Source organism: Alphaproteobacteria bacterium (genome assembly GCA_040216735.1).
Lineage (GTDB): Bacteria > Pseudomonadota > Alphaproteobacteria > SHVP01 > SHVP01 > CALJDF01.
Genome location: JAVJOO010000002.1, coordinates 239045 through 265990, shown reverse-complemented (window position 1 = coordinate 265990; position 26946 = coordinate 239045). Strand labels below are relative to the sequence as shown.

General features: G+C 61.9%; 25 protein-coding genes, 2 tRNA genes and 1 riboswitch. Of the genes, 15 read left to right on the top strand and 12 right to left on the bottom strand.

Annotation, left to right across the window (positions count from 1 at the left end):
* Nucleotides 1-6: 6 nt before the first annotated feature.
* Nucleotides 7-1005 (top strand): P1 family peptidase, encoded by a 999-nt coding sequence (locus tag RID42_02430; GenBank protein ID MEQ8246515.1) that lies wholly within the window; start codon nt 7-9, stop codon nt 1003-1005.
* Nucleotides 1006-1031: 26 nt separating this feature from the next.
* Here the strand turns inward: RID42_02430 and RID42_02425 are convergent, their stop codons facing one another.
* The gene (locus tag RID42_02425; protein MEQ8246514.1) at nt 1032-2222 is read right to left on the bottom strand and encodes a hypothetical protein; all 1191 of its coding nucleotides are present in this window, start codon (nt 2220-2222) and stop codon (nt 1032-1034) included.
* 359 nt (nt 2223-2581) lie between these two features.
* Here RID42_02425 and RID42_02420 point away from each other — a divergent pair.
* From RID42_02420 to maiA, 3 genes are all read left to right on the top strand, one after another.
* Nucleotides 2582-2658, top strand: a tRNA-Arg gene (locus RID42_02420).
* Nucleotides 2659-2763: 105 nt separating this feature from the next.
* The gene (locus RID42_02415; protein MEQ8246513.1) at nt 2764-4182 is read left to right on the top strand and encodes an aldehyde dehydrogenase family protein; all 1419 of its coding nucleotides are present in this window, start codon (nt 2764-2766) and stop codon (nt 4180-4182) included.
* Nucleotides 4183-4215: 33 nt separating this feature from the next.
* Nucleotides 4216-4860: a maleylacetoacetate isomerase gene (gene maiA, locus RID42_02410; GenBank protein ID MEQ8246512.1), complete on the top strand. Its 645-nt coding sequence runs from the start codon at nt 4216-4218 to the stop codon at nt 4858-4860.
* Between the two features lie 47 nt (nt 4861-4907).
* On the opposite strand, the gene RID42_02405 is transcribed toward maiA, so the two are convergent.
* A complete protein-coding gene (locus tag RID42_02405) occupies nt 4908-7115 on the bottom strand; it encodes a tetratricopeptide repeat protein (GenBank protein MEQ8246511.1) in 2208 nt (735 codons plus the stop codon).
* 167 nt (nt 7116-7282) lie between these two features.
* On the opposite strand from RID42_02405, the gene RID42_02400 reads away from it, so the two are divergent.
* The 4 genes from RID42_02400 to RID42_02385 are packed head-to-tail and all read left to right on the top strand — an operon-like array spanning nt 7283 to nt 10949.
* Nucleotides 7283-8455: an aspartate aminotransferase family protein gene (locus RID42_02400; GenBank protein MEQ8246510.1), complete on the top strand. Its 1173-nt coding sequence runs from the start codon at nt 7283-7285 to the stop codon at nt 8453-8455.
* Between the two features lie 3 nt (nt 8456-8458).
* Nucleotides 8459-9394, top strand: coding sequence for an ornithine carbamoyltransferase (argF, locus tag RID42_02395; GenBank protein MEQ8246509.1), 936 nt, complete (start codon nt 8459-8461; stop codon nt 9392-9394).
* Nucleotides 9382-10332 (top strand): Hsp33 family molecular chaperone, encoded by a 951-nt coding sequence (locus tag RID42_02390; GenBank protein MEQ8246508.1) that lies wholly within the window; start codon nt 9382-9384, stop codon nt 10330-10332. The genes argF and RID42_02390 overlap by 13 nt, the downstream gene beginning before the upstream one ends.
* Before the next feature lie 2 nt (nt 10333-10334).
* Entirely contained in the window at nt 10335-10949 is a 615-nt protein-coding gene (locus RID42_02385; protein ID MEQ8246507.1) for a hypothetical protein, read from the top strand.
* On the opposite strand, the gene argE is transcribed toward RID42_02385, so the two are convergent.
* From argE to RID42_02355, 6 genes are all read right to left on the bottom strand, one after another.
* Nucleotides 10937-12103 carry an acetylornithine deacetylase gene (argE, locus tag RID42_02380; protein MEQ8246506.1) on the bottom strand — a complete coding sequence of 389 codons (1167 nt, stop codon included), beginning with the start codon at nt 12101-12103 and terminating at the stop codon, nt 10937-10939. The two genes, RID42_02385 and argE, sit on opposite strands and share 13 nt — an antisense overlap.
* Before the next feature lie 17 nt (nt 12104-12120).
* A complete protein-coding gene (locus tag RID42_02375; protein ID MEQ8246505.1) occupies nt 12121-13569 on the bottom strand; it encodes a TrkH family potassium uptake protein in 1449 nt (482 codons plus the stop codon).
* Nucleotides 13570-13605: 36 nt separating this feature from the next.
* Nucleotides 13606-14235 carry a GTP cyclohydrolase I FolE gene (folE, locus tag RID42_02370; GenBank protein MEQ8246504.1) on the bottom strand — a complete coding sequence of 210 codons (630 nt, stop codon included), beginning with the start codon at nt 14233-14235 and terminating at the stop codon, nt 13606-13608.
* A gap of 27 nt (nt 14236-14262) precedes the next feature.
* Nucleotides 14263-14655, bottom strand: coding sequence for a Co2+/Mg2+ efflux protein ApaG (apaG, locus tag RID42_02365; protein ID MEQ8246503.1), 393 nt, complete (start codon nt 14653-14655; stop codon nt 14263-14265).
* Nucleotides 14656-14692: 37 nt separating this feature from the next.
* Nucleotides 14693-15895 (bottom strand): O-succinylhomoserine sulfhydrylase, encoded by a 1203-nt coding sequence (gene metZ, locus RID42_02360; protein MEQ8246502.1) that lies wholly within the window; start codon nt 15893-15895, stop codon nt 14693-14695.
* 34 nt (nt 15896-15929) lie between these two features.
* Nucleotides 15930-16009: riboswitch (SAM riboswitch) on the bottom strand.
* A gap of 104 nt (nt 16010-16113) precedes the next feature.
* Nucleotides 16114-17067 (bottom strand): radical SAM protein, encoded by a 954-nt coding sequence (locus RID42_02355; protein ID MEQ8246501.1) that lies wholly within the window; start codon nt 17065-17067, stop codon nt 16114-16116.
* A 210-nt stretch (nt 17068-17277) separates the two neighbouring features.
* Between RID42_02355 and RID42_02350 the strand changes: the two genes are divergently transcribed.
* From RID42_02350 to RID42_02340, 3 genes are all read left to right on the top strand, one after another.
* Nucleotides 17278-17351, top strand: a tRNA-Gly gene (locus RID42_02350).
* A 58-nt stretch (nt 17352-17409) separates the two neighbouring features.
* A complete protein-coding gene (locus tag RID42_02345) occupies nt 17410-17844 on the top strand; it encodes a BLUF domain-containing protein (protein MEQ8246500.1) in 435 nt (144 codons plus the stop codon).
* A gap of 67 nt (nt 17845-17911) precedes the next feature.
* Entirely contained in the window at nt 17912-18526 is a 615-nt protein-coding gene (locus RID42_02340; protein ID MEQ8246499.1) for a dienelactone hydrolase family protein, read from the top strand.
* On the opposite strand, the gene RID42_02335 is transcribed toward RID42_02340, so the two are convergent.
* Nucleotides 18523-18933: a tellurite resistance TerB family protein gene (locus tag RID42_02335; GenBank protein MEQ8246498.1), complete on the bottom strand. Its 411-nt coding sequence runs from the start codon at nt 18931-18933 to the stop codon at nt 18523-18525. The two genes, RID42_02340 and RID42_02335, sit on opposite strands and share 4 nt — an antisense overlap.
* Before the next feature lie 135 nt (nt 18934-19068).
* Between RID42_02335 and RID42_02330 the strand changes: the two genes are divergently transcribed.
* A complete protein-coding gene (locus tag RID42_02330) occupies nt 19069-20631 on the top strand; it encodes a lysine--tRNA ligase (protein MEQ8246497.1) in 1563 nt (520 codons plus the stop codon).
* Here the strand turns inward: RID42_02330 and RID42_02325 are convergent.
* Nucleotides 20628-21494, bottom strand: a complete 867-nt coding sequence (locus tag RID42_02325) for a branched-chain amino acid aminotransferase (GenBank protein ID MEQ8246496.1) — start codon at nt 21492-21494, stop codon at nt 20628-20630. The genes RID42_02330 and RID42_02325 overlap by 4 nt on opposite strands.
* Nucleotides 21495-21597: 103 nt before the next feature.
* Here RID42_02325 and RID42_02320 point away from each other — a divergent pair, with 103 nt between their 5' ends.
* Genes RID42_02320 through RID42_02310 form a run of 3 tightly spaced genes read left to right on the top strand, consistent with a single transcriptional unit; the run spans nt 21598 to nt 24301 of the window.
* Nucleotides 21598-22332 carry an SOS response-associated peptidase gene (locus tag RID42_02320; GenBank protein MEQ8246495.1) on the top strand — a complete coding sequence of 245 codons (735 nt, stop codon included), beginning with the start codon at nt 21598-21600 and terminating at the stop codon, nt 22330-22332.
* Nucleotides 22333-23394, top strand: coding sequence for a quinone-dependent dihydroorotate dehydrogenase (locus RID42_02315; protein ID MEQ8246494.1), 1062 nt, complete (start codon nt 22333-22335; stop codon nt 23392-23394).
* Nucleotides 23395-23431: 37 nt separating this feature from the next.
* Nucleotides 23432-24301 (top strand): TIGR01459 family HAD-type hydrolase, encoded by an 870-nt coding sequence (locus RID42_02310; protein MEQ8246493.1) that lies wholly within the window; start codon nt 23432-23434, stop codon nt 24299-24301.
* Here the strand turns inward: RID42_02310 and zapE are convergent.
* Both zapE and RID42_02300 read right to left on the bottom strand, forming a co-directional pair.
* Entirely contained in the window at nt 24293-25411 is a 1119-nt protein-coding gene (zapE, locus tag RID42_02305) for a cell division protein ZapE (protein ID MEQ8246492.1), read from the bottom strand. The genes RID42_02310 and zapE overlap by 9 nt on opposite strands.
* The gene (locus RID42_02300; GenBank protein ID MEQ8246491.1) at nt 25408-26937 is read right to left on the bottom strand and encodes a methyltransferase regulatory domain-containing protein; all 1530 of its coding nucleotides are present in this window, start codon (nt 26935-26937) and stop codon (nt 25408-25410) included. Before RID42_02300 ends, zapE begins: the two co-directional genes overlap by 4 nt.
* Nucleotides 26938-26946 lie beyond the last annotated feature (9 nt).

The window sequence follows — 26946 nt, the reverse complement described above, 5'->3', positions numbered from 1 at the left end:
AAACAGATGATCGCTGTCGGTAAACACAACGCCATCACAGATGTGGATGGTATCAGAGTTGGCAACTGCCACGACCGCACGATTCGGAGCGGCGTGACTGTTATCCTCCCCGACCAGCCGTGTATCGCGGCGGGCGATATTCGCGGCGGGGCACCGGGCACCCGGGAAACCGACCTGCTCGATCCTGCCAACTCCGTCGAGACGATCGATGCGCTCGTGTTCTCCGGCGGATCGGCCTTCGGATTGGATGCCGCGAGCGGCGCGACCACGTGGCTCGCGCGTCAGGGACGGGGCTTGGCGGTGCGCGGGGTCAGTATCCCCATTGTATCGGCGGCAGTCATCTTCGATCCCCCTATTGGCGGACCGCAGGACTGGCACGAAGCCCCCCCGCACCGCGCCATGGCGATCACAGCCTGCGAAGGCGCGTCTTTGATCTTTGAACAGGGCAACGTCGGGGCCGGGATGGGGGCGACGGCGGGGCTCCTCAAAGGCGGGCTCGGCACCGCGTCGTTCGTGCGCGGCGATGGAATCCAGGTCGGTGCCCTCGCCATTGCCAATCCCTTTGGTTCGACCGTTGCGCCCGGCACGGCAACGTTTTGGGCGGCCCCCTACGAAATGGACGGCGAACTGGGCGGACAATCCACGCTTGGGCCGATTGCGGCGGAAGACATTTCCTACGACCCCCTGGGCGAGGCCGGTGGGAACACGACCCTGGTGGCGATCGCGACCAATCTTCGGCTATCGCGGGTCCAAGCCAAGCGCCTGGCAATGATGGCCCAGGACGGGCTCGCCCGCGCGATACGGCCGGTTCATACGCCCTTCGACGGCGACAGCGTCTTTGTTCTGGCAACCGGGACGCATGTAGAACAGTCGGTGACCCCGCAACTGCTCGCGTCGGTCGGGCTCTTGGCGGCAGACGCCGCCGCGCGCGCGATCGCCAAAGGCGTTTACAGCGCCGAATCGCTCGGCGACTTCCCGTCGTACCGGGAGAAATTTAAGAAATAGACGTCCAGGGCCGACGGCGGTCGGCGTTAGCGAACGTAGATGTGGACTTCGTTGGTGAACGCTTCCGCGCTCGACGAGGAGGAGAGCTGGACGCGGTTCGCCGGCAGCCCCATGTCGGTCAGTGAGCGAAGGACGCGCTCGGCGTTGTCCTTGGACCGTGACGTGTTGAGGGCAACCTCGGCAGGCGCGCCACGGTTAGGGGCGACGGCGACGAGATCGAACTGCGACTGCGGCCGTTGTTCCAGGGTACGGCTAATCGCCGAGAACAATGCTTGTTCGTAGGGCACATCGGGCCGGTCGAACCGAATCACGACGAGGGGGCGGCGATTAGCGAACTGGCTGTTGCGATCGGGGGCGTTTGTGGCTTGCGGCGGCGAGCTCGAAAGCGGCGCGGCACTGGCGAAAGCCCGGTTCGCAAGGCTCGGGCCCAGCAACTCACCGTTCTTGATGGCCAAGGAAAGCGTTGTCAGGTTGGCCCGTTCGTTGCCCACGTAAGCCGTTTGCCGACTGACATCCTCACTCAGTTCGTTCAGCAAGCGGTCGATCAGAACCACGGTGCGATTGGTTTCGTCTTCCAAGATCACGAGCTGACGGTGGTCTTCGTCGATCGCGCCCGAAAGGCCAAAGGTTGCCCGGGTGCTTTCCAGCACGAACGAAGCGAAGGCAGAGTCCGAGGCGACCGAATTCGCCAAACTGTTCATCTGGTTGATGTCGCTGCCCAGCCGATCGAGCTCGGCCTGCGCCAAATTCCATTGGTTGACCAAAACCGGGTTGCCCGGGGTTGTGCCGACCTGGAGGCGGGCCGAAATCGCGGCAATCGTGCCGTGGTAGCGCTGGGAGGTTCCACCCAGTTGCTCGCGAATCTGCTGCAACCGCTGGTTTTGCTGGACGATATTGCCCTGCAATTGGCTCAACTCGCCGCGCAACTGCGCAACTTTTTGACCGACGAAGGTGCCGGTATTCACGCCTGGGGTTACCGGCGGCGGACTGAAGGAGGAGCTCCCCAATGTCGGTGGCGGCGCCGGCGCGATCGGCGCCGGGGCTGCCGCAACCTGGGTGGCGCCGGCCTGGGCGGTCTGAACCCCTTGGGACGCCGACGCGTTCAAGTTAGCGTCGCGGTCATCGCTTCGCCCCGGAAACACAGCATCCGAAACGAACGAACACCCACCGAGGGCAAGCGCCAGTGCAAGGGCGACCGAAGAGTATTTCCCTACCATGCCAGGTAACACCATCAGATATGTAGGTCGGAGGCGAACAACCCAGAAAGATTGCAAGCGGTTATTGTCACTGCCAGAGCAATCATTTCTTTAGATTATCCAACAATATACAGGTAATACGGGGCAGCTAACTTGAAGTTCACTGAAGCTTGGCGATCTTAAACAAATGCGGACCGAACCCACAAGCAAATTTGCTAGGGATACCTAGCATTTAGCAGGTTCAGGTGCGTTTTTTGCTAGTCGGTTGCTCGCGGGCGTCACCGAAATCCTCTCCATCCCGCTTCGCTTGCGAGGAAACCGCTTATTGATTAGGTTCCACGCCTTCGTGCGCTTCCCCTTAGGGGTGGCCAACTTTCTGTGCGCCTGTAGCTCAGCTGGATAGAGCACTAGACTACGAATCTAGGGGTCGGGAGTTCGAATCTCTCCAGGCGCGCCACTTCCCTTTCCGTTCGCGTTGGCCAACACGTTTGGCCCCACTAAAGTGGCCGCAAGCCTGTCCCAAGGGGGAAGTATGTCAAATGCTGTGCCGCATCGTTCCATGATGGTCGTCGGGGCGAGTCCCGGCAAAACGCCCAAGCAAGTCTATGCGCCCTATGACCGGGCGGTCATCGCCACGGTCGACGCCAGCGATCGCGACGCCGTGGAGCGGGCGCTGACCACGGCATACAAACTATTTCGCTCCCGCGATTCCTGGCTGACCAAGGCCGAACGCATCGAGATTCTGAGCCGTACCGCGGAGATCATGCGCGGCCAAGTCGAACAATTGGCTGTGGATGCGGCGCGCGAAGGCGGGAAGCCGTTGATCGATTCCCGCATCGAGGTGATTCGGGCGATCGGCAGCGTCGAGGCGTGTGTCGAGGAACTGAAGCATGGCGCCGGTACCGTCATTCCGATGAACGTCAATGCCGCCTCGGCCAATCGGTTCGCTGCCACGACGCTTGAACCGATCGGGGTCGTCGTCGCTGTCAGCGCCTTCAATCATCCGCTCAACCTGATTGCCCATCAGGTGGCTCCCGCGGTTGCGACCGGCTGTCCTGTCATCGTCAAACCCTCCGAAGACACGCCGCTGTCGTGTATTCGATTTGTCGAGATATTGCGGGAGGCAGGATTGCCCGATGCATGGTGCCAGGTCACGGTAACCGAGAGCCGGGATGTCGCGACAGCGTTGGTCACCGACCCCCGGGTCGGGTTTTTCAGTTTTATTGGGAGCCCAGGTGTGGGCTGGTCGCTTCGCGCGCAATTGGCGCCGGGAACCCGGTGCGCGCTGGAACACGGTGGCGCTGCGCCGGTGATCGTCGGGCCGGACGCAAATCTGAGCGAGATTGTTCCTCCCCTTCTCAAGGGCGGGATGTATCACGCCGGGCAGGTGTGCGTATCGGTTCAACGGATCTTCGCCCACGAGAGCCTTGCGCGATCGCTTGCCGAAGCGCTCGCCGATGGCGCGGAGCGCCTTATCGTTGGCGACCCCACCAGGGACGACACCGAAGTCGGGCCGCTGATCCGCCCGCGCGAAGTCGAGCGCGTCCATGAGTGGGTCACCGAGGCGAGCGACAAGGGGGCCGAAATCCTCTCGGGCGGCGAACCGATGGACCATCACTGCTATGGACCGACCGTGCTTTACGACCCGCCGGACGACGTTCGGGTCTCCCGGCAAGAGGTGTTCGGCCCGGTGATCTGCGTCTATCCCTATGACGATATGGACGAGGCGATCGAGCGCGCCAACTCTTTGCCGTTCGCGTTTCAGGCGGCGGTCTTCACCAAAGATATCGACCGGGCGATGCGCGTCTATTCGCGGCTCGACGCGTCGGCGGTGATGATCAACGACCATACGGCGTTTCGCGTCGACTGGATGCCGTTCGCCGGGTTACGGCAATCGGGTCTCGGTGTCGGCGGCATTTCGCACACCATGCACGACATGCAGGTTCACAAAATGATGGTGCTGCGGTCGCCGGAACTTTGACCGGTGGACCTTTCGGATGCGTGACCGCCGGTGATCGAGCTTTACTCTTTTTTTCGGAGTTCCGCGGCCTATCGCGTGCGGATCGCCCTGAATTTGAAGGGAATCGATCCCAAGACTCACGTCGTCCATTTACGGCGCGGCGGTGGCGAGCAGTTCACGCCAGCGTACCGCGATATCAACCCCCAGGCGTCCGTACCGACGATTGTCGAAGACGGAACGGCGTTGAGCCAGTCGCTGGCGATTATCGAGTATCTCGACGAAACCCGGCCCGAACCGGCGTTGCTTCCCGCCGACCCGATGGCGCGGGCCCAGGCGCGGGCGATCGCGCTGGCGATTGCATGCGACATCCATCCCCTGAACAATCTTCGCGTCCTGAAGCGGCTGGCCGATATGGGGATCTCCGCCGCCGACCGTGACGCGTGGTATCGCCATTGGGCCGAAACCGGCCTAAGCGCCGTCGATGAAATGGTGCGCCGCTTCGATGGCGCCGGCGCGTTTATCCACGGGGCCCAACCCGGGCTCGCCGATATTTGCTTGGTGCCTCAACTCTACAACGCGCGTCGTTTGTCGAGCGATCTCTCGGGATGCGCACGCTTGCTCGACATCGAGCGCCGATGCCTAGAGCTTCCGGCGTTCGCGTTAGCCGCACCCGAAGTGCAACCCGACGCCGAGGATTGACGCCGCTTGAGGCTGCGTTCGCGTGGCGGCGTCGGTCGATTTTGCGTCTACCGCACGTCGAAGGTCGACGGTTTCGCGCCGTTGGCCGCGGCGCGGTACATCTCGCGAAAGGCGGTGTTGAGAGCGCGCGCGAGTTGTGTCGGATCGAAGAGTGGCGACGTCCGTACCCGTTCCATCACGTTGGATTTGACCGCGGCTAGCCTCTTGGGGTCCAACGCTAGTTCGATCGCCAGCGCTTCATAGCTGTCGATCCCATCTCGAATGAGGCTAGTAGTGCCGAGGGCCGTCAGGATCGATGCCCCGGTTCGCGCGCTCTGACTGGCGCCGGCGATGGTGATGACCGGGACCCCGGCAAGGAGAGCGTCGATCGTCGTGACGCCCCCGGTGTGGTTGAACGAATCCAGAGCGATATCGGCCAGCCTGTGACGCGCCAAGTGTGCGGCGCGTTCTAAGCGATCGGCGAAGACTAGGCGCACAGGGTCGACGCCATGGTCGGCGGCAGCCTTGCGCAATCGGTCGGCGACCTCCGCCGACGTGCCGCGAAGCCACAGCACGCTGCCCGGCACGCCGGTCAGGATACGCATCCAACTCGCAAAGGACGCGGGCTCAAGCTTGTAGGGCGCGTTGAAGCAGGCAAAGACGATTCCATCGCCGGGAAGCCCGACGGAGTCGCGATCGGGGATCTCGCCGTCCGGCTCGACGAATCCAGCGGCCATGAACGTGTGGGGCAAATAGGCGAGTGCTTCCGAGCAGTGGTCTGCAAGCGAGGGCGGTGTGTGGACGCGGTCCGTGATCAGCCAGGGGATGTAGTCGGCACCGATTGTGCTCCCGTACCCCAAATAGTGGACTTGGACCGGCGCCGGCCGGCGCGCGAAGATTTCCAACCGCGATCCCCGCGTGTGACCGGCAAGGTCCACCAGGACGTCGATCCCGTCGGATTGTATGTGCGCCGCGGCGTCGGCGTCGGACAGTGCGGAAAGATCGACAAAGCGGTCGAAGAGCGTTGCCAGATCGCTCGAACTGTCGGCTGTTTCGGCTTCGCCGATGGCGTAGCCGATCCATTGCGTGTCGCGGTCGCGCGCGCCTAGGACGGCCGAAAAAGACATTGCCAGGCTATGGGTGCGGAAGTCCGGCGAGACGAAGCCGATTCGAAGCGGGGTCTTTTCCGCTGGCGGCGGAGTCGTCGCGCGGCTTGGGGGCAGACCGCGCGTATGGGCGGCGGCGGATCGCTGGGCTGCGATCAACCTGATCGCCGGCGGCGCATCCGTTCCGGCTAGGGTGAACGGCGGTACCTGGGCGCCGCTGCGGATTTCGTCGACGACCGCGTCGATCAGGCCGGCGTCGCCCGACCACAGGCAGATGTGCCGTTTGGAATGGAGCAAATAGGCGCGCGCGCCGGGCAAATTCGGTTCGATGTCCAGCGCCTGGTTGTAGGCGTCGATTGCTTCGTTGTGCCGGCCCACCGATTGCAAGATATGCCCGAGATTCAGCAAGGCATGGGCGACACGCGGGTTCAGATCGACCGAGGTTCGCGCGGCCTCCAGCGCATCGTGGTGACGCCCGCAGCTTTGCAATGAGACGGCAAGGTTACCCCAGGCTTCGGCGTATAGCGGATCGTGCACAAGCGCCCGCTCGAATAGACCGATCGCACCGGCATGGTCGCCGCGGTTTTGGGCGCACAGACCTAGACCATGGAGCGCGGTCTTTGAATCCGGTTGCATCTCAAGAACGCGGGCGAACCATTGCCGGGCACCTGTTTCATCGCCCAGCGCCAAGTCACAATGCCCGAGATTGAGCAGCCACATCGAGGACGCGGGCCCTTGCGTGTGGGCGTCGAGATAGGCGGCCCGCGCCTCGGCCCAATGGTTGGCCGCTGACAGGGCGTTGCCGAGTGCGCCATGGGCATGCTCGTTGGTTGCTGCAAGTCGGACAGCCGTGCGCGCGGCGTCGAGGGTTTCGTCCTGGTGCCCAAGGCGACCGGCGGCGGCGGCAAGGTTGATAAAGACCTCGGGCACCGTCGGTGCGAGGGAGGCGGCGGTGCGGAAATAGGTTCGCGCATCGGCAGGTCTGCCGTCCTCAAGTGCCCAAACCCCGAGGGTAAAGGCGACTTCCGGGTCGTCGTCTCCATCAATGGCCTCAACGAGCACCTGGACGGCCGTGGCCCGGTCGCCGTCGCGCCGGAGGAGGCGCGCAACCTCGAGAGCCTCGCGGGCTTGGCGGCCATCGCCCCGAGGGGATTGACCTCGGACGGACATCGGGTGCTGCACCGGGCGCTCCGGTCTGGGGTCTGGAAGGACCCCCACAATGCGGCCGTAGGGTTAACCACGGGTTAAGGCTTGCCCGATTGACAGCGCGGGGAGGTGCCCCCATATTCTGTCGCTTTCCGAAAGCCGGTCGATTGAACCGAGAGCGGGAGAGCACCGTGATTTCCGCAATAATGCCGACCTATGCCCGCGCCGATTTAGCGTTTGAGCGGGGCGAGGGCCCCTATCTTTTCGATGCCGAAGGGCGACGGTACCTCGACTTTGCCTCGGGCATCGCGGTGACGACCCTCGGCCACAAGCATCCCAAGCTGATGGACGCGCTGAAGACGGCGGCGGAGGGCGTTTGGCATACCTCCAATCTTGTGCGCATTCCGACGCAGGAAGCGTTGGCCGAAGCGCTGGTCGCGCATTCGTTCGCCGATACGGTGTTTTTTGGTAACTCCGGTGCCGAAGCCGTCGAATGCTGCATCAAGGTCGCCCGCAAGTATCACGCGGCGGGCGGTCATCCGGAAAGATTCAGGACGATCACCTTCGAGGGTGCCTTTCACGGCCGTACCCTCGCGACGCTGGCGGCCGGCAATCAGAAAAAACACCTCGATGGGTTCGGGCCGCCGGTGGATGGATTCGACCAGGTCCCGTTTGGCGACATCGCCGCCGTCGAGCGCGCGATATCGCCGGCGACCGCAGCAATTTTGGTCGAGCCGATTCAAGGTGAAAGCGGCGTGCGGGTGTCACCAGATTCCTTCCTGCCGGCGTTACGGGAGATCGCCGACAAGGCCGGTCTCTTGCTTATTTTCGACGAAGTTCAGTCCGGCGTCGGGCGGACCGGAAGGTTGTTCGCCCATGAACATTGGGGCATCACACCCGATGTCATGGCAGTGGCGAAGGCGCTCGGTGGCGGTCTTCCCATCGGCGCCTGTCTTGCAACGGAAAGCGCGGCGCGCGGTATGGTGGCGGGCAGTCACGGATCGACCTTTGGCGGCAATCCGATCGCGACGGCGGTCGGGCTTGCGGTACTCAACGAGGTGACGAAACCCGGTTTCCTCGAGGCCGTCCAAAAGCGCGGCGACGCGTTGCACGAGGGCCTCAATCGTCTACGGGCCAAGCACGGCAACAAGATCGCGGAGGTGCGCGGCAAAGGGCTGTTCATCGGTCTGCGGTGCACCGGCGATCCCAGTGTCGTTATCGGCGAATTGCGGGCGCGGGGGATGCTGAGCGTTATCGCGGGCGATAATGTCGTTCGGCTGCTGCCGCCGCTAATTATTGAAGACGTCCACGTCCAAGAGGCGCTCGAAAAGATCGACGACGCGCTCGGCGCCACGAGTTTCTGAAGCGTGCCGCATTTCCTCGACATTGCGGCGCTTGAGCCCGCGACGTTGCGCCAAATACTGGACGACGCAAGTACGCGCAAGCGTGCCCGCGACGGTCGGCCCCGCGGCGCACCGGACCTCGACCGTCCGTTGGATGGCCGCATTTTGGCGACGATATTCGATAAACCGTCGACGAGAACGCGCGTCTCCTTTGATGTCGCGATGCTCCAGCTCGGCGGTCAAACGATTGAGTTGAGCGGTTCGACGATGCAGATGGGCCGGGGCGAGACTGTTGCCGATACCGCCAGAGTGCTCTCGCGGTACGTCGACGCCATCATGATTAGAACCCCCAATCACGAGGTTCTCGACGAGCTCGCGACCTATGCCGACGTTCCGGTCATTAACGGCCTGACCAGCCGCAGTCATCCCTGTCAGGTGATGGGCGATGTCATGACCTACGAGGAGGAGCGCGGACCGATTCGCGGAGCGAAGGTCGCGTGGATCGGCGACGGCAACAATATGGCTGCGACCTGGATCCACGCCGCGGCTAAGTTCGATTTTCGCATCGAACTCGCCTGTCCCGAGGAACTGGCCCCGGATACCGATGTTGTGGAGTGGGCCCGCGCGCAGGGGGCGGAGGTTGTTGTGACGCGGGCGGCGGCCGAGGCCGCAGCGGGCGCGGATTGCGTCGTCACCGATGTATGGGTTTCGATGAGCGATGAAACGCCGGAACTATCGACCTCCACGACAGCCCGGCACAATTTGCTTCGTCCGTATCAGGTCAACGAATCGATCATGTCGGTTGCAAAGCCCGATGCGATGTTCATGCATTGTTTGCCTGCCCACCGCGGACAGGAGGTTACGGGCGACGTGATCGACGGCCCGCGTTCGGTCGTCTGGGCCGAAGCTGAGAACCGCCTTCACGCGCAGAAAGGGATTCTCAACTGGTGCATGACTTAGGAAGTCGGTCCGAGGTCGAACCCGACGATTGCGTGTACCCGTTTCAGATCGACAAGATCGGCGTTCGTGGACGTCTCGTCAGACTAGGACCCGCGATTCACGAAGTATTGTCGGGCCACCAATACCCCGATGCGGTTTCCGAGTATCTGGGTGAACTTGTCGCCCTGAGTGCGGCGCTTTCCAGCGCGTTGAAATTTGAGGGTGTTTTCTCTCTCCAGGTCCGCAGCAACGGTCCAATTCGGGCGTTGGTCGCCGACTTCGAAACGCCTGGCTCGATCAGAGCCTATGCAAGTTTCGACCGTGGCGCGGTCGAGACGGCGGCGCAGGACGGACACCGCGAGATCCAGCGTTTTTTCGGTGACGGATTCTTGAGCTGGATCGTCGATCAGGGTGCCGAGACCGAGCGGCATCAAGGGATTGTCGCGCTGGAAGGCAGCACGCTGGCCGAATGCACCGAGAACTACTTTCGCCGTTCCGAGCAACTGCGTGCCGTTATCCGGGTTGGCGTCGCCCGAGAGGTGGTTCGTGGCGGACCCGATCAATGGCGGGCTGGGGCCGTTATGGTTCAAAACCTAGCTGCCACGGGCGGCAAGGGCGGCAAGAAATACGATGATCAGATGGCGACCGAAGAGGACTGGCAGCACGCACGCGCCTTGGTCGGCACGGCGCGCGCGTCTGAATTGTGCGATACGCTCCTCAGCCCTTCGGCGTTTCTTCGCCGATTGTTTCATGAAGATGGCGTCTGGCTCTATGAGTCCGCCCCGGTAATGGCCAAATGCCGCTGTTCCCGGGAAAGAATCGAAGCGGTCCTCAACCAGTTTCCCGCCGACGAAGTTCGGGAAATGGTGCTTGAGAACGGAAAGATCGAAGTGCGATGCGAATTTTGTAATCGGTGTTACCATTTCGAACCAGACGATCGCCTAAACCCGGGAGGCTAGAGATGCCCATCCAACCCGTGAAGATCGCCCGTCGGTTCGGACTACGTGCCGGTTTGTTGGTGATGGCGGGCGCGCTTCTCGCAGCCTGCACCCAAACCGTACCGCCCACGCGGGCGCCGGAGGTGACGTTCGCCCACCTTGAGAAGATACGCCTGAGCGCGGGCTCGCTTGAGATTGTTGAGAAATATGTCCCGCCGCTCCGCGAACCAAATATCGAACACCTGCTGCCGGTGTCGCCCACGGAAGCCGCGCGGCGCTGGGCAAACGATCGCCTAGCCGCCCTGGGGAGCGAGGGCGGCGCAAGATTCGTCATCGACACTGCATCGGTGGTCGAAACCAAGTTGCCCGTTGAAAAAGGGCTTCGGGGGGCGGTTACCGTCGACCAGTCCGCGCGCTACGACGCGGTTCTCGCCGTCACCGTTGAAATTCGCAACGACCGCGGCTTTAGGCTGGCATTTGCAACGGCACGTGCCGAGCGCAGCCGGACGATCTCCGAGAACCTTACGGTGAGTGAACGCCAAGCAATCCAATTCGCGTTGGTCGAAGAGCTGATTGCCGCGCTCAATACCGAGCTCGAAGCGAAGATCGCGGAATTTCTGTCCGGCTATATTCTCTGAACCGAAGCGATGTCGATGAGTTTGCGTAAAAACTGCTCGCAAGCGTCGATTTGTTCAATCGCAATATATTCGTCGGGCCGGTGCGCCTGAAGGATATTGCCCGGGCCGCAGACGACCGTCGGAATGCCGGCCTCTTGGAAAATCCCCCCTTCGGTGCCGTAACTGACGACATCGGTCTGGTTTCTCCCCGAGAGCATCATGGCGAGCGTTTCTGCAGGCGAGTCAGCTTGGGGGACCAGCGGTGCGACGCGACCGGTACGTTCGGTCACGATCGAAGCTTGGGGCGCGACCACTTGCATGCGGGGCAAGACGACCTGGGTGGCAAAGTCGTCGAATTGCCGAAAGATCTCCTGCTCATCCTCGCCGGGAAGAAGGCGGTACTCCCAAACGAACGAGCACTCCTTGGGAATGATGTTCAGGGCCGTGCCGCCACGGATGGTTCCGACGTGAACGGTCGTGTAGGGCGGGTCGAAACGATCGTTCGTTCGATCGCTCTCGCGTTGCTCCATCGCCATTTTGGACAGGTGGGAAACCAACTCGGCGGCGAACATCACGGCGTTCACGCCGATATGGGTCGCGCTGGAATGGGCTTCTAGACCGCGCACGGTTGTGCGAAAGGCGAACACGCCTTTGTGCGCGTTGACCACTTTCATGTCTGTCGGCTCGCCTACGATCACGGCGCGGGGCAGCGGCGAAATGTCTCCGATATGACTGACGATTCCGTGGACACCGAGGCAGCCGACCTCTTCGTCATACGAAAACGCAAAATGAACCGGCATTTTCAGATCGGCTTTGGCCATTTCCGGCGCCAGGGATAGAGCGGTGGCGATAAAGCTTTTCATGTCGCTCGTGCCGCGACCGAACAACCGGCCACCGGACTCAAGGGGCTCGAAGGGTGGCGTGGTCCAGTCTTGGCCGTCGACCGGGACGACATCGGTGTGACCGGATAGGACGACACCGGGCACGTCCGCCGGGCCGATCGTCGCATAGAGGTTGGCCTTGGTACCTTCCGCGTTGTGAATGAGTTTTGCGGCAATGCCTAGGCCCTTCAAATACGCTGCCGCGAACTCAATGAGGTCGAGATTCGATTCGCGGCTCGTCGTATCGAAAGAGACGAGTTTCTTCGTCATTTCCAACGGCGTGTAGTGTTCCATGGCGATCTCGTGCGGCGCTAGGTGCGCCAGAACTTTCGGGTGAACAGGACAATCACGGTAAACACTTCGAGGCGGCCGAGCAGCATGCCGGCCGATAACATCCATTTTCCGGCTTCGGGGATTTCGGCGAACGTGCCGACGGGGCCGACCATTTTTCCAAGACCGGGGCCGACGTTGGTAATTGCGGTCGCCGCGCTCGAAACGCTCGTCACGAAATCCAGGCCCAGAGTAGATAGCCCGAAGGCCAGCAAGGCAAATAGCAAAAGGAACAGGAAGAAGAACGCGAAGACCGAATCGGTCACCGTGTCGGGCAACGGCTTGCCGTTGTAATGCGGGACAAATACCCGATGCGGGCGCAGCAGGTGTTCCAATTGCGTCCGTAACGCGAGAAACAGCACCTGATAGCGGAATATCTTCACGCTGCAGGAGGTCGAGCCTGCGCAACCGCCGACAAACATGAAGAAAAGGAAGGCGACGCCGGGGAACGTGCCCCATTGCCAGAAATCTTCGCTCGCATAACCGGTGCCGGTGATGATCGATGTAACGTTGAACGCTGCGGCGCGAATGGCCCGACTGATCTCCACGTCGTTGATCTGGATTTGCCACAGCGCGATCGCAAGGGTGCCGACCACCAAGAAGCCGGCGAACCACTGCACCTGGCTGCTGCGCACCAATCTCAGCGGGTCTCCCTGAGTCGCCACTAGAAGGAGCGCGAACGGTAGGCTGCCGACGATCATAAAGAGTGTGGCAATCCACTCGATCGACGGGTTGGCGAAATGGGCGAGCGACGCATCGTAAGTGGAAAAGCCGCCGGTGGCGATCGTCGTCATCGCGTGGGCGATGGCATCGAAGCCTGACATGCCGGCGGCCCAGTAGGCGACGAAACACAGACTCGTCGCGGCCACGTAGACCATACCAATGCCGCCCGCGAGGGTCGCGATCCGCGGCGTCGCCTTCCCTGAGGGGTCGCTGAACTCCGTTCTGAAAAGTTGGTTTCCGCCGACTTGAAGCAGCGGGAGGACCGAGATCGCGAGAACGATAAACCCGACACCGCCAAGCCACTGGAGGATCGCGCGCCAGAGGAGGAGGCCCGGCGGCGCGCCGTCGAGATTGGTCAGCACCGTCGAACCGGTTGTCGTAATTCCCGACATCGCCTCGAAAAAGGCCGAGGAGTAGTCGAGAGACATCTCGGAAAGCCAGAAAGGTAGAGCGGCAAAGGCCGCAGCGATCGTCCAGCTTAGTGTCGTCAAGACGAAGCTTTGACGGACCGAGAGCGTCGTCCAGCCGCCACGGGTGGTGAGGACGCAACTGACGCCGAAGAAGAGGGTGATACCGGCGGCGCCGAGAAACGCTTCCCAGTCGGGGTGGCCGCTGGCCGCGTCGACGACAGCCGGCACGAGCATGGCGGCCGCCAGGGAGATAAGCAGCACGCCCAGAAAATAGAAGATCGGCCGTATTTCAATCATCGCTGGCCTGCGGTACCGGCCATGCCAGGCATGGGGTCAACCCGATTGATTCGACGGACTGCTGATGATGTTCAAGAACTCGCGACGGGTCGTCGCATCGTCGCGAAAGGCGCCGATCATATGGCTGGTCACCATGCTGACGCCCGGCTTATGGACGCCCCGCATGGTCATACACTGGTGCGCCGCGTCGATGACGACGGCGACGCCCTTCGGGCGCAGCACGCTGTCGATGCAGGTTGCGATTTGGGCTGTCAATTTTTCTTGTACCTGCAATCGATGGGCGTAGGCGTCGACGACCCGTGCCAGTTTGCTGATTCCGACCACGCGGTTGTTCGGCAGGTAGCCGACGTGAGCGCGGCCGATAATCGGGAGCATGTGATGTTCGCAGTGCGATTCGACTCGGATGTCGCGCAGCACCACCATTTCATCGTAGCCGTCGGTTTCTTCGAAGGTGCGCTGCAGGTATTCCACCGCATCGTCTTCATATCCGGCAAAGAACTCGTCGTAGGACCTCACCACGCGTGCCGGCGTGTCCAGCAGCCCTTCGCGGGTCACGTCGTCGCCGGCATAGCGAAGAAGCGTTTTGACCGCCGCCTCTGCCTCTTCACGGGATGGGCGCGAGTCCGCCGCCGTGCCGTCCGGTTTTTTTACGGGTGTATCCACCACGTCGCTCCTTTTGCCCAGCGGTTAGGCTCAGTTCAGTGACGATCGTTCGTGCGGGCTATCGAGCGAGAACGGCGGGATCTCGACCGGAAAGGTATCGCCGCTATCGTTCGTCATTTCGTAAGTGCCGACCATGATCCCGGACGGCGTTGAAAGAGGGGTGCCGCTTGTATATTCGAAGGATTCGCCGGGGTCGAGGCGGGGTTGTTCGCCCACTACCCCAGGCCCGCGCACCTCTTTGATGCGACCGACGGCGTCAGTGATCTTCCAGTAACGGTTCAATAACTGAACGCGTTCCGTGCCGATATTCTCGATTTTGACGCGGTAGGCCCATACGAAATGCCCCTGGTCGGGCGTCGACTGGTCTTCAAGGTAGAACGGTTGAACCTCGATGCGGATCCCGCGTGTCGTTCGGTCGTACATGAAAATCCTGCGTTTGACCCTAGCTCGCCCGAAGAATTCAGACGGCGCCAAGGGCACCACGAATATCGTCCAACAAATCGTCGATGTCCTCAAGCCCGACGGACAACCTAACCGTTGTCGGCAGGATTCCGAGGACTTCACGTTCGCTTTCCGAGACGCGCTGGTGCGTCGTCGTCGCCGGATGGGTAATAAGGCTTTTTGCGTCGCCCAGGTTGTTTGAGATGTCAACGATACGCAACGCGTTCAAGAAACGAAACGCGCCTTCCTTCCCGCCGTCGATGTCGAAGGTGACGATACCGCCGCCGCCGTTCATCTGGCGTCGCGCTAGGGCGCTGCCCGGATGACTGTCCAGCCAGGGGTAAATCACGCGCGACACTCGGCGGTCGGTCTCGAGAAAGTCCGCGACTTTCGCCGCCGATGCGCAATGCCTTTCGAGCCGAAGATCGAGTGTCTCGAGTCCCTTCAGCATGACCCATGCGTTGAAGGGGCTGAGCGCCGGTCCGGTATGCCTGAGGTAAGGTTTGAGGGTGTCCTCGACGAAACTATTGGATCCCAGCACGACGCCGCCCAGGCACCGGCCTTGACCGTCGATATGTTTGGTCGCCGAGTAGACGACGATGTCGGCACCAAATTCGCCGGGACGCTGGAGCGCCGGTGTTGCGAAGGCGTTATCGACGATAAGCTTGGCGCCGCCTTCATGGAGGATATCGGCAACAGCGCGGAGGTCGACGATATCGAGCATGGGGTTCGATGGCGTTTCAAGGAAGCCGCAAACGGTATTGCCGCGCATTGCTGCGCGCCACTGATCGAGATCGCCGCCGTCGACAAGGGTCGTCTCCACGCCAAACCGCGGCAGGATGTCGTCGACGATATAGCGGCACGATCCGAACAGCGCGCGCGCGGAAACGACATGGTCGCCCGCTTTCAACTGGGACATCAACGATGCGTTGACGGCGGCCATCCCTGTGGCGGTCGCCATGGCGCGTTCCATCCCCTCAATCGCTGCGATACGTTCCTCGAACATCCCGACTGTCGGGTTCGAGAATCGGGAGTAAATGAAACCCTGGTCCTCGCCCTTGAAACGGGCCTCGGCTTGCTCGGCAGCGTCGTACACGTAGCCTGAGGTCAAGTAGAGGGCTTCGCTGGTCTCGCCGAAATTCGATCGTGCTTGACCGCCCCGTACCGCGAGGGTCTGCCGGCGCCAGCCGCGACTGTCTTTTTTCTTCCCGATGTTGCTCATGCCACATCTCCCAACAAAAAACCCGGCCAAGAGCCGGGTTATCGCCCCGACCTTTTAAGCTGTTTGTTTAACGTGGCCGCAAGCCGGTCGGCTCAAATCACCACGGAAATTTTCTACGCCCCGAATTTGACGCCGTCAAGCGCGGCGGGCTGCCATATAGCCAGGCGCCGGTCAGTCGGACAGTCGCGCCCCGAGGTCTGGTTGGTGCCGGGGTGTCCTTAGGCGGTACACGACCCCCCGCCAAGGACGCAAAAGCGTGCGCAGTGCGGATGGTTCAGGGGGACACTTGCTTCGGTGTCGGCCAACGTGGTGCCAATCTCGAACTGCGTGTCGTAGGGGAGGAGCGTGCAGGCCACGACCGTCGGCGCCGCAGCGCCCTTTCGCTTCACCACCATGCGCGAGGACGCGCACATCATGGCGTCGGGATTCACCTCCAAGATGCCCCAGCATGCCGTGGTGATTTCAGGGACCTCGGCGTTCTCGTCCATCTCGGGAAAGATGATCAATTCGCTTGGGTCCTTTGCGTCGATGGCCACACCGAGGGATTTGAATAGAGCGGCAAATCCGGCGCGAAGCTCGGCTTCGGGTTCATGCCAGAGCGATCGTCCTGCAACGGTCACGTGAAAGCCGTTTTCCGCCAGCCATTGCAATCCGCCGGTCGTCCGGGACCAGGATTGTGGGCCGCGCTCGGCGTCGTGTTGACGTTCCGCGTAATGATCGAGGGAGACGCGCACCGACAAAGCGGCGCCGTAGGCCGCCTGGAGTTTAAGAAGGTCGGCCTGACGATGTCTCATCGGGGCCATCGCATTGGTCAGGACCAGGGCTTCGAACCCACGCGAGAGGATATCGTCGAGGATCCCGACGATGTCGGGATTCATGAACGGCTCGCCGCCGGTGAGGCCGATTTCGCGTGTCGGCAGCCCGAGGTCGCGGATCTCGTCGAGAAACGCGCGGACTTCGTCGCGAGCGATGTAGGCGAGGCGGTCGTTCGTGGGGCTGGACTCGATATAGCAATGGGCGCAGGTCAAATTGCACAACGTGCCGGTATTGAACCAAAGCGTCTCCAGCCCACGGAGCTTCACCGTGGCCCGGGCGCTCCCATCTACGGTCACCCTGGGGTCGCGAAACTTCATGGCGTCCGCGGCGCCGGAATATTGATCGACAATCGACATTGTTTTACTCCAGGGCATGAAAGCTCTCACCGGTGGCGCCGAGCCCAGCCTGCACTGAGGGCGGACCTTTTCCCACGCTCGGAGTCCTGTCAACGCCCCGCCAGCGTCGATCACTGCCTATTGAAACGTTCGCCCGTCGCGGTTGACGGTGGAATTTTGCCACGGCGCTATTGCTTTCCGCGCCGCGGTACGGAGAATCCGCGGATGCGGGCGGGTGTAGCTCAATGGTAGAGCAGAAGCTTCCCAAGCTTACGACGAGGGTTCGATTCCCTTCACCCGCTCCAGTCAGAACCGCCGTTTGCCGCCGTCTCCGACACTCCTTCAACGGAGCGAAGAAGCAATATGGTCTTTAGGCTCGTCTATTCCTCGAAGGCTGTGGCTCGGATCGACGATCGCGAACTGCAACGCATTTTGTCGAAGGCGCGCACGAACAATCCGCAGCACGACTTGACCGGTTTGCTTCTGTTCTACGAAGGCGAATTTCTACAGGTTCTTGAAGGGCCGAAGGACGAAGTAGAGGCGTTGTTCAAACGAATCTCGAACGATCCCCGGCATGTCACCGTGAAGCGACTAGATGCCCGTGAAGTCCATTCCAGGTTGTTTGGCGACTGGAGTATGGCGTACGTGCCGATCTCCGCCGAGCAAACCCGAAAGGTCCTCGGCACCGGTCGGTTTTTCGGCCACTTTTCGCCGACTGAAGCGGGCGATGAGCATACCGAGCGGCTCACGAAGTTTATCGTTTCGATGGCCGAAAAAATGGTTAAGCCGCGAAACTAGGCGATCTATTTCGGGCGCCGTCTAAACGCCGATTCCGGTGGAGGGGCGCTGTTAGGGAACACGGCCGATGGACTTCTTGATCGACGGCGAAAAGGACGCGCCGCGCACCGTTGTATTGGCCCACGGTGCGGGAGCGCCGATGGACTCGCCATTCATGGCGGCGGTCGCGGGCGGTTTGGCGGACAGGGGCGTACGGGTCGTTCGCTTCGAGTTCCCGTACATGGCGCACCGGCGCGCGCGCGGCGGGCGCAAAGGCCCGGACCGGGCGCCGGTGTTGATGGAGACATGGCGCGAGGTTATCGCGCGACTAGGTCGCGCCGAGAGGCTCGTTATTGGGGGCAAGAGCATGGGCGGGCGGATCGCCACCATGATTGCCGACGAGCAGAAGGTCGCGGGCCTTGTGTGTTTCAGTTATCCGTTTCATCCAGCTGGACGACCGCAATCCACGCGTACCGAGCATCTTCGGTCCCTCGAGACACCGACGCTCATCCTTCAAGGAACGCGCGATCCGCTCGGTAACCGCGAGGATGTCGACGGGTACGAGCTGAACTCCACCATTGCGTTGCATTGGCTAGAGGACGGCGATCACGATTTGAAACCCCGCAAGGCCTCGGGGCGCACCCATGCCCAGAACCTGGACGCGGCGGTCGAGGCGGCGGCTAGGTTTGTTCTCGGTCTTTAAAGAACCTGGTAGCGCGCCTTCGAGCCGCGCTCGATCGCGGCGGCCGGGAGGCGACCGATCTCAAGGCGATGCCGGAGAAATTCGAGGAGCTTGATTTCCTCGCTACGCAAACGGCCTTCCACGGCGGCGATGTCGCAAGCCAATGCATAGGCCGTTTCGTGCAACCGCGCGGGGAGTTTTTCGGCGATGAATTTCAGTACGGTTTCGAGGCCATTGTCGTTGGACAGGAGTTCCGCACAGGCCTCCGCGGTGTCGGGCAGCTTCTCGATGTCCAGGCCGCCGAAGACCGGCAGCGTTTTGACGATTTCGCCGATCGTAAACAGCTCCTTGTCGGTCATGTCGTTGTCGGCTGCCGACATCAGCACCATGACGTAGATGAGGGCTTGGTGCTCTTGTTTTACGGACATCTGGTTTCCTTCTTCAGCGGTCGGCGCAATCTAGGGATTGGGGGAGGTTGCAGCAACCCCGCGACCGGCGCGATCCTGAGGGTGGCCGCTTGACCGTCCCCGGCCTGTCCGCCTAGGTTGCCGCGCGAGTTGCCTGTGCCCACAGATATCCAAAAATCCTGGCCCTTTGCCGAGGCGCGTTCCCTCGTTGAACGCTATGGCGCCGAACCGCCGGCCAAAGGTTTCGTGCTGTTCGAAACCGGCTACGGCCCGTCGGGTTTGCCCCATATCGGCACTTTCGGCGAGGTGGCGCGGACGACCATGGTACGCAGGGCCTTCGCAGAACTGTCCGATATTCCAACCCGGCTATTTGCCTTCTCCGACGATATGGATGGGTTGCGAAAGGTCCCCGACAACGTCCCCAATCGCGACAAGCTCGAGGCCCATCTTGGCAAACCGCTCACCGCGGTACCCGACCCCTTCGGCACGCACGAGAGTTTCGGCCATCACAACAATGCACGGCTCCGGGCTTTCCTGGATCGGTTTGGGTTCGAGTACGAGTTCCAAAGCGCGACCGAATGCTACCGGGCCGGTCAGTTCGACGCGGTGTTGATGCGCATGTTGCAGCACTACGATGCCGTCACTGCGGTCATCCTACCGACGCTCGGTGCCGAACGGCGCGCGACCTATAGCCCCTTCCTGCCGATCTGCCCCAAGACGGGCAAGGTTCTGCAAGTGCCGATCGTCGACAAGGACCCCGACGCGGGAACGATCGTCTATCTGGACGACGACGGGGCGCGGGTCGAGGTTCCCGTAACCGGCGGTCATTGCAAGCTTCAGTGGAAGGCCGACTGGGCGATGCGATGGAGCGCGCTCGACGTCGATTACGAAATGTCGGGTAAGGACCTGATCGACTCGGTTCGTCTCTCCAGCCGAATCTGCAAGATATTGGGGGGAAAGCCGCCCGAGGGGTTCAATTACGAACTCTTCCTCGACGAGAACGGCGAGAAGATCTCGAAATCTCGCGGCAACGGCCTGACGCTCGACGACTGGCTGCGTTACGCATCGCCCGAAAGCCTTTCGCTTTATATGTTTCAATCGCCGCGCAAGGCGAAGCGTCTCTATTTCGATGTGATCCCGAGAGCGGTCGACGAGTATGCGGCGTTTCTGCGGACCTTCCACGAAACGCCCGACCGCCACGCCCGTCTCGACAATCCGGTTTGGCATATCCATGGCGATGAAGCGCCGTCTGAGGATCTGACGCTGAGCTTTGGTATCCTGCTCAACTTGGTCAGCGTCTGCAATACGGACGACCCTGCCGTGCTATGGGGTTTTGTCGGTCGGTATGTCGCCGGGGCGTCGCCCGAATCCCACCCGCTTCTCGACAGCCTCGTCACCTACGCTATTGCCTACTACCGCGATTTCGTGGCGCCATCCAAGGTCTTCCGGGCGGCGAGCGAGCGGGAGCGGGCCGCGCTCCAGGATCTCGTCGCCGAGCTCGTTGAACTGACACCCGATGCGGATGCCGAAGCCATTCAGAACCGGGTCTACGAAATCGGGAAGCGACACGAATATGAGAACCTGCGCGACTGGTTCGGTGTTCTCTACGAAGTCCTGTTTGGGCAAAAGCAGGGGCCGCGTATCGGATCCTTCGCCGCGCTCTACGGCATCGAGAACTTCATCGCGTTAGTACGCAACTCGTTGGAACCATCCGACTAGAGAACGCTGTGGGCCTTAGCGAAGGTCATGTATAGGTCGTAGGCACGTCGCGCGACCGGTCCCGGTTGCAGCTCGCGGTCTTCGATCTTCGTTACCGGCATTACTTTGCCGTAGTTGCCGGTGTTGAAGACCTCGTCGGCGTCCAGCACTTCGTCGAAGGTAAAGGCGCGTTCCTCGGTGGCGATGCCGTCGGCCTTGAGCAGTTCGAGTACCCGCCGCCGGGTAATCCCGCTGAGAAACGTGCCGTTCTCGGCCGGCGTTACCGCCACCCCGTTCTTGGCAAACCAAAGGTTCGCGGTCGCGAATTCCGCGACGTTGCCGTTGGGGTCGAGCATCACGGCATTGTCGAAGCCGCGCCGTGCCGCTTCGCGCAGGGCGCGCCCGCTATTGGGATAGAGCGCGGCGGCCTTGGCGTCGGTGGTCGCCATGTCGCGAGCCGGTCGGCGCAGCGTCGAGAGGCAGGCCGAAAACCCGCCAAACTGGGGCATCGGCGAATTCAGAACGGCGAGCACGAACTTGGCGCTATCTGCTTCGGGATTGACGAACCCCTCTTCCGCATAGATTGCGGGCCGCACATAGAGGTGCGAGTCCGGCGGCATCATGCGGATGCCGGTTACCGCGAGTTCGTACACTTCCTCCCAAGCAATAGGTGGGTTGAGGCCGATGGCGGCGGCAGACCGAATCAATCGCTGGCAGTGGCGGTCGAGATCGGGCGCCAACCCCCCGAAGGAACGCGCGCCGTCGAAGACGACCGACGACATCCAAAAGGCATGGGTCGCGGGGCCGATCATCTTGGGATTCGAGTCGAACCACTCTCCGTTGAAGTAGAAGCGGCCCTCGTCTTCGATCCTGGATTTCGGCATGTTGGCAGTCCGTTGGAAATTCCTTTGTCATTGTCCGTCGCGCGCCCGGAACGGTCAAACCCGGACGATTGCGGTCGGGCGTCGAACCGCTAGGATGCCGCAAATGTGCGGTCGTTACCTCCTCCTGTCTCCAGCCGAAGCTATGCGGCAGCTTTTCCGATTGGTCGGCGGCCTGCCGAACTTCCCGGCTCGCTTCAATGTGGCGCCGACCGATCCGATGCCGGTAATCCGGCTGAATACAGAGCTGCAGCGCGAGTTGGTCCTGCTCCGCTGGGGACTCGTGCCGTCCTGGGCCGAAGCGATCGGTGTGGGATCGCGGATGATCAACGCGCGCAGCGAAACCGTTGCGACCAAGAGCGCCTTCCGCGACAGTTTCGCGCGCCGCCGCTGTATTGTTCCCGCGGACGGGTACTACGAATGGAAGGTCGAGGAAGGGCGGCGCCAGCCCTATCTGATCCGTCCAATCGACGGAGCGACGATGGCTTTTGCCGGGATCTGGGATGTCTGGAAACGGCCGCACGCGGTGGAGAAAGGGAGTCCGCGAGATGTCGGTCCCGCCGGTGAAGTTGTCGAAACCTTTTCGATTGTGACCGGTCCGGCCCTTCCTTCGGTGGCCAATACTCACGACCGGATGCCGGTTGTCCTGGACTCGGCTAACTTTGACGTTTGGCTCGATCCCACATCGCCCCAGGGCGACCTCTCGGAAGTCATGGTGCCCGGCCACGTCGACTTGACGGTCACGGCGGTTGGGCCGGCCGTTAATAGCGTCAAGAACGACGATCCGACATGTCTCGATGCCGTTGCGCCCGTTGTGCCCCGGCAAGCGAGTCTGTTCTAGGTGTTGGCGCACCTCTTCGGCGTCGTGCGACCGGCTCTGAGGGCGCTGGACCCGGAGCGTGCGCATGCGTTGACGCTGGTGGCGTTGCGCTACGGTGCTGCGGCGATCCCGCGCGCCCGTATCCCAGATCTCCCGGTCGAGGTTTTCGGGCTCCGGTTCCCCAACCCGATCGGGTTGGCGGCAGGGTTCGATAAGAATGCCGTGGCCAGTGACGCCATGTTGCGGCTGGGTCTTGGCTTCGTCGAGGCTGGGACAGTCACGCCGCGACCGCAGACCGGCAACCCCCGGCCCCGCGTGTTTCGGTCGAGCGCCGACGGTGCGGTGATCAATCGGTTGGGCTTCAACAATTTTGGGCATGATGCGTTTGCGAAGAACATCCAACGTCAGCGGACCGCCAACCGTGGGATTATCGGAATTAATGTCGGCGCCAACAAAGACTCGGGCGATCCCATTCAGGACTACGTCGTCGGCGTCGAGCGCTTTTCGGATTTCGCGGACTACCTCGTGGTCAACATATCGTCGCCCAACACACCTGGGCTCCGCGATCTTCAAGCGAAAGCGATGTTCGGTCCGCTCCTCAACCGCCTGCGCGAGGCACGGCACCGAAGTGCCCGCCGTCCTCCCCTTCTCGTCAAGATCGCACCTGATCTATCGCCCGGCCAGCTTGGCGGAATCGTGGAGATGGCGATCGAAACCGGCGTGGACGGCCTGATCGTTTCGAACACGACGGTGGCCCGACCGGCGCACCTGAACCAACGCTTCGCTGCCGAAACCGGTGGCCTCTCCGGCGTGCCGCTGTTTGCGCCGTCGACAGACGTGTTGCGCGAAGCGAGCCGCGTCAGCGCGGGGCGTCTTCCGCTCATCGGCGTCGGCGGGATCGCGTCGGGCGACGATGTCTATGAAAAGATGAAGGCAGGTGCGTCTCTGGTTCAGCTTTACACGGCGATGGTCTTCCAAGGTCCGGGGCTCATCGGGCGGATGCAGGCGCGCCTGCGCGTGCTGATGGCGCGCGACGGCGTCTCGTCGTTGTCGGAGATTGTCGGCGTAGAGGTGCGACCGTGAGTTCATTCATCATTGCGACGCCCGGGATGCACGCCTAATGCCGCACCCGGTCCTCGGCGGTTTCAGCGAAGTCGCGGCGCGCTACGATCTTGCATTGATCGATCTTTGGGGCGTCGTGCACGATGGGACGCGGCCCTACCCGCAAGCTCTGGACTGCCTGGAGCGCATGCGGCAAGCCGGAATCGAGCGCCTGCTCCTGTCCAACGCGCCTCGGCGGGCAGAGGCAGTGATGCGGCAAATCGAAGGAATCGGCGTCCCCCGCACGGCGTACGACGGTGTGGTGAGCTCGGGTGAGATAACCTATCGCGCGCTCGCGGAGGGGCTTCCTACGTTGGCAGGGCGCCGCCGGTATCGTTACCTGGGCCCCGAAAAAGATGCACATATTCTGTCCGGACTGGACTATTCGGCCGTTGCCGCAATCGAGGAGGCCGAATTTCTGTTGGTCACCGGGCTCCGTCACGACGATACCGAGACGGTTGCGGACTACGAGGCAGAGCTTGGCGCCGCCCTTGCGCGGGGCCTTCCGTTGGTCTGTGCCAATCCAGACCTTCAGGTCATGCGCGGGCCGCGCATTCTCTACTGTGCCGGCGCTCTCGCGGCGCGCTACGCGGCACTGGGCGGACAGGTCATCCAGTTTGGAAAACCCTGCGCGCCGGTCTACCAGGCCTGTCTGCAGGGCCGTCGCCTTCCGTTGTCCCGAGTGATTGCACTAGGCGATAGCCCGCGAACCGATATTGCCGGCGCCAATGCCTTCGGTATCGATTCGGTTTTCATCACCGGTGGTTTGCACCGGGACGAGATCGGCGACCCGATCGACATCCACCGCCTCGACCGCTTCCTCGATGTCAGCGGGGTGGAGCCGACCGCCGTTCTTCCCGCCTTGCAGTGGGCGTCGCCGTCAACCTGAGGCGGATTCGGCAACGATGTGCGCCAACGCCATGTAGTCGGGAGACTGCATTTCAATGAGTCGCGATACTGTTCGGGCGAACTCAAAGGACCCGTGACCGACGGTGTAGAGGTCGTTGGGGAGGGCGTCGGCCGAGCAGATGAGATTCACTTTGTGTTCGTAAAGCGCGTCGATCAGGGTTGTGAATCGCTTGGCTTCGTTGCGATTTTCCGGGCCCATCCTGGGTATTCCGGACAGAATAAGCGTGTTGAAGGTTTCGGCGAGGGCAAGGTAGTCCGCGCTCCCCAACGGACGTTCACATAGCTCTTTGAAGGTGCATCGGGCGACGCCGTTGGCGGCGCTTGTCACCGTCAGCGACCGCCCTTGGGCGTGAAGTGTCACCGAGTCGCCGCGCTCCACGCCGGTGAGCCGGTGGAAGGCGACTATGAGTTCCCGCTCGCTCGCTGCGCCAAGTGGGGTGTGAAAGACGCCGATGCTCCGGAGCTGCTCCAGCCGGTAGTCGCGGGCGCCGTCCAAGTGGATCACGTCGGTCCGTTCCACCAACATTTGGATAAAGGGCACAAACAGATCGCGGTTGAGTCCGTGGAGGTAGAGGTCGCCCGGCGGACGGTTGGATGTCGCGACAACCACGACTCCACGCTCGAACATTTTCTTGAAGAGCCGCGACAGAATCATCGCATCGGCTGTATCCGTAACCTGGAACTCGTCAAAACAAAGGAGTGTCGTTTCGGTCGATATCTGCTTGGCGACTTCCTTAAGAGGATCGCCGGTGTTGTTCGGATTCTGGCGCAACTGAAAAACCCGCGCATGGACATCGAGCATGAATGCATGGAAGTGAACGCGCCGTTTGGGAGTAGATCGGACGCTTTGATAGAAAAGGTCCATCAACACCGACTTCCCGCGTCCGACACCGCCCCATAGATAGAGTCCCTTTGGCGCGGGGTGCCGTCCACGACCGCTTAGTCGAGCCAACAGGCCGCTGCCGCGACGGACGCGTTCCAGTTCAGTCTCCAATTGGGCGAGCCGATCAACGACGGCTGTCTGAGTGCTGTCTGGCTGCCATCCATCTCGGTCGAGCAAGCGTGCATATGCCGCCGCAACCGATGTCATTGGTTAGACGGGAGGAGAAGGCCGGCCCGTGCCATCTTTTCAAGCGCCGCGCTGGTTCGTTCGACGCTCTCGGCTGGATCGGCGGCGCTCAGGGAACGAGCGAGGGTCGGTACGTCGTGCCGCCCGTCGAGAAGCGGCAAAAGGGTCCGGCAATCGGCGTCGTTGAGGTCGACGTTTTCGAGCAGCATCGTCGTGACCCTGCTGCCTTCTTGGGACTGCGCCCGGGCAAGGGGCGAGGCGAGGGGGCGAGATTCGACCGTCGCCCGCACGATCGGACGTCGGCTGTGGAGGGAAATGAGGCCACGACCGAAGGCTGCAAAAAGCGCGTTGATAAGGGCGACAACGTCAGCCGATTCAAGCCGTGGACCGTTGGCCGGCTGGATGTCGCCCAGGATCTCGTCGAGCGAACGGGCCTCGGGAAACCGAGCGGAGAGGGCATCCAGCGCGTCCGCGACGGTACCCGGTTCAACCGATATCTCGGTACCGCTTGGGCTCCTGAAGACGACGGTACGTGCATCGCCGTTAGTCGCCATCGCTCGCGTCAGCGACGATGCAACGAAAAGCTTAGCGAGTGCCCGTTGGTCCGGTCGGCCCGACGTCTGGCGCGCTTTCACGAAGATAGACTCGCGGAACGTACGGTTGATCAGGAAGTCCAGCCGTTGTTCGCGTTTTTGCAGATCTGTAACGGTTTTCAAAGGTTTAGCGATCGACGCGGGATAACTGTCGGGCACCATCGCATCGAATGCGGCCTCACCGACATAGTGAAGGTCGTGCGTCTTGGCGTGTCGAACAACGTCGGAGAAATAGAAGGCGCTGTTGAAAGTCTCGAGGAGATCGTGGGCGAGGTAGGAGTCGCCGAGCTTGGCAACATTGTCGCGTTCATCTCGGATGATGCGCCCGTAGGCCCAATCGATTCCGCCAATGTCGTCCGCCAGCGCGGACAGCGCCACCCGAGCGCGGCGCACTCTGTCGCCGATGTCGGTGCAATCCGCTGTTTCATGCAGCAAGTAATCGCGGACGATTCGGCGTTGATGCCAACCCGGTAGCGTGTTGTAGCTCAAGAAGAGCAAGCCGCCCGGTGCGAGGCAGCGGCTGCACGTGGCGATGAGTTCGTTGTGGCGTTGTGGTGGAATCCACGACAACAAGCCGTGCGCGATAACGAAATCGAAGGGGGCGTGACGATCCCCTATCTCATTGAAATCGCAACAATAAAACTGGGCGTTTCCGGCCCCAGCCGATGTGGCGAGGGTGCTGGCCCGGTCGATTTGGGTGCTGGCGAAGTCGATGCCAACGCAGGTCGCTCGGGGCAACGCGGTGGCGATTGCGACGAGGTTCTCACCGGGGCCGCAACCGATCTCAAGAACCCTCGCCGTCTCGACGACGGGAGCGGCGAGGCCGAATATTTGGGCAACGGTTGCGAGCGTATCCGGGTGAGTCTTCCGCCGGGCGCGTGTTTCGTAGGGCAGCCGGTCGTAGCTTTCTCTTAGGGCATCGTCCGTGCGATCGTCTTCGGGCGTGTAGCTCACCGCATTCCC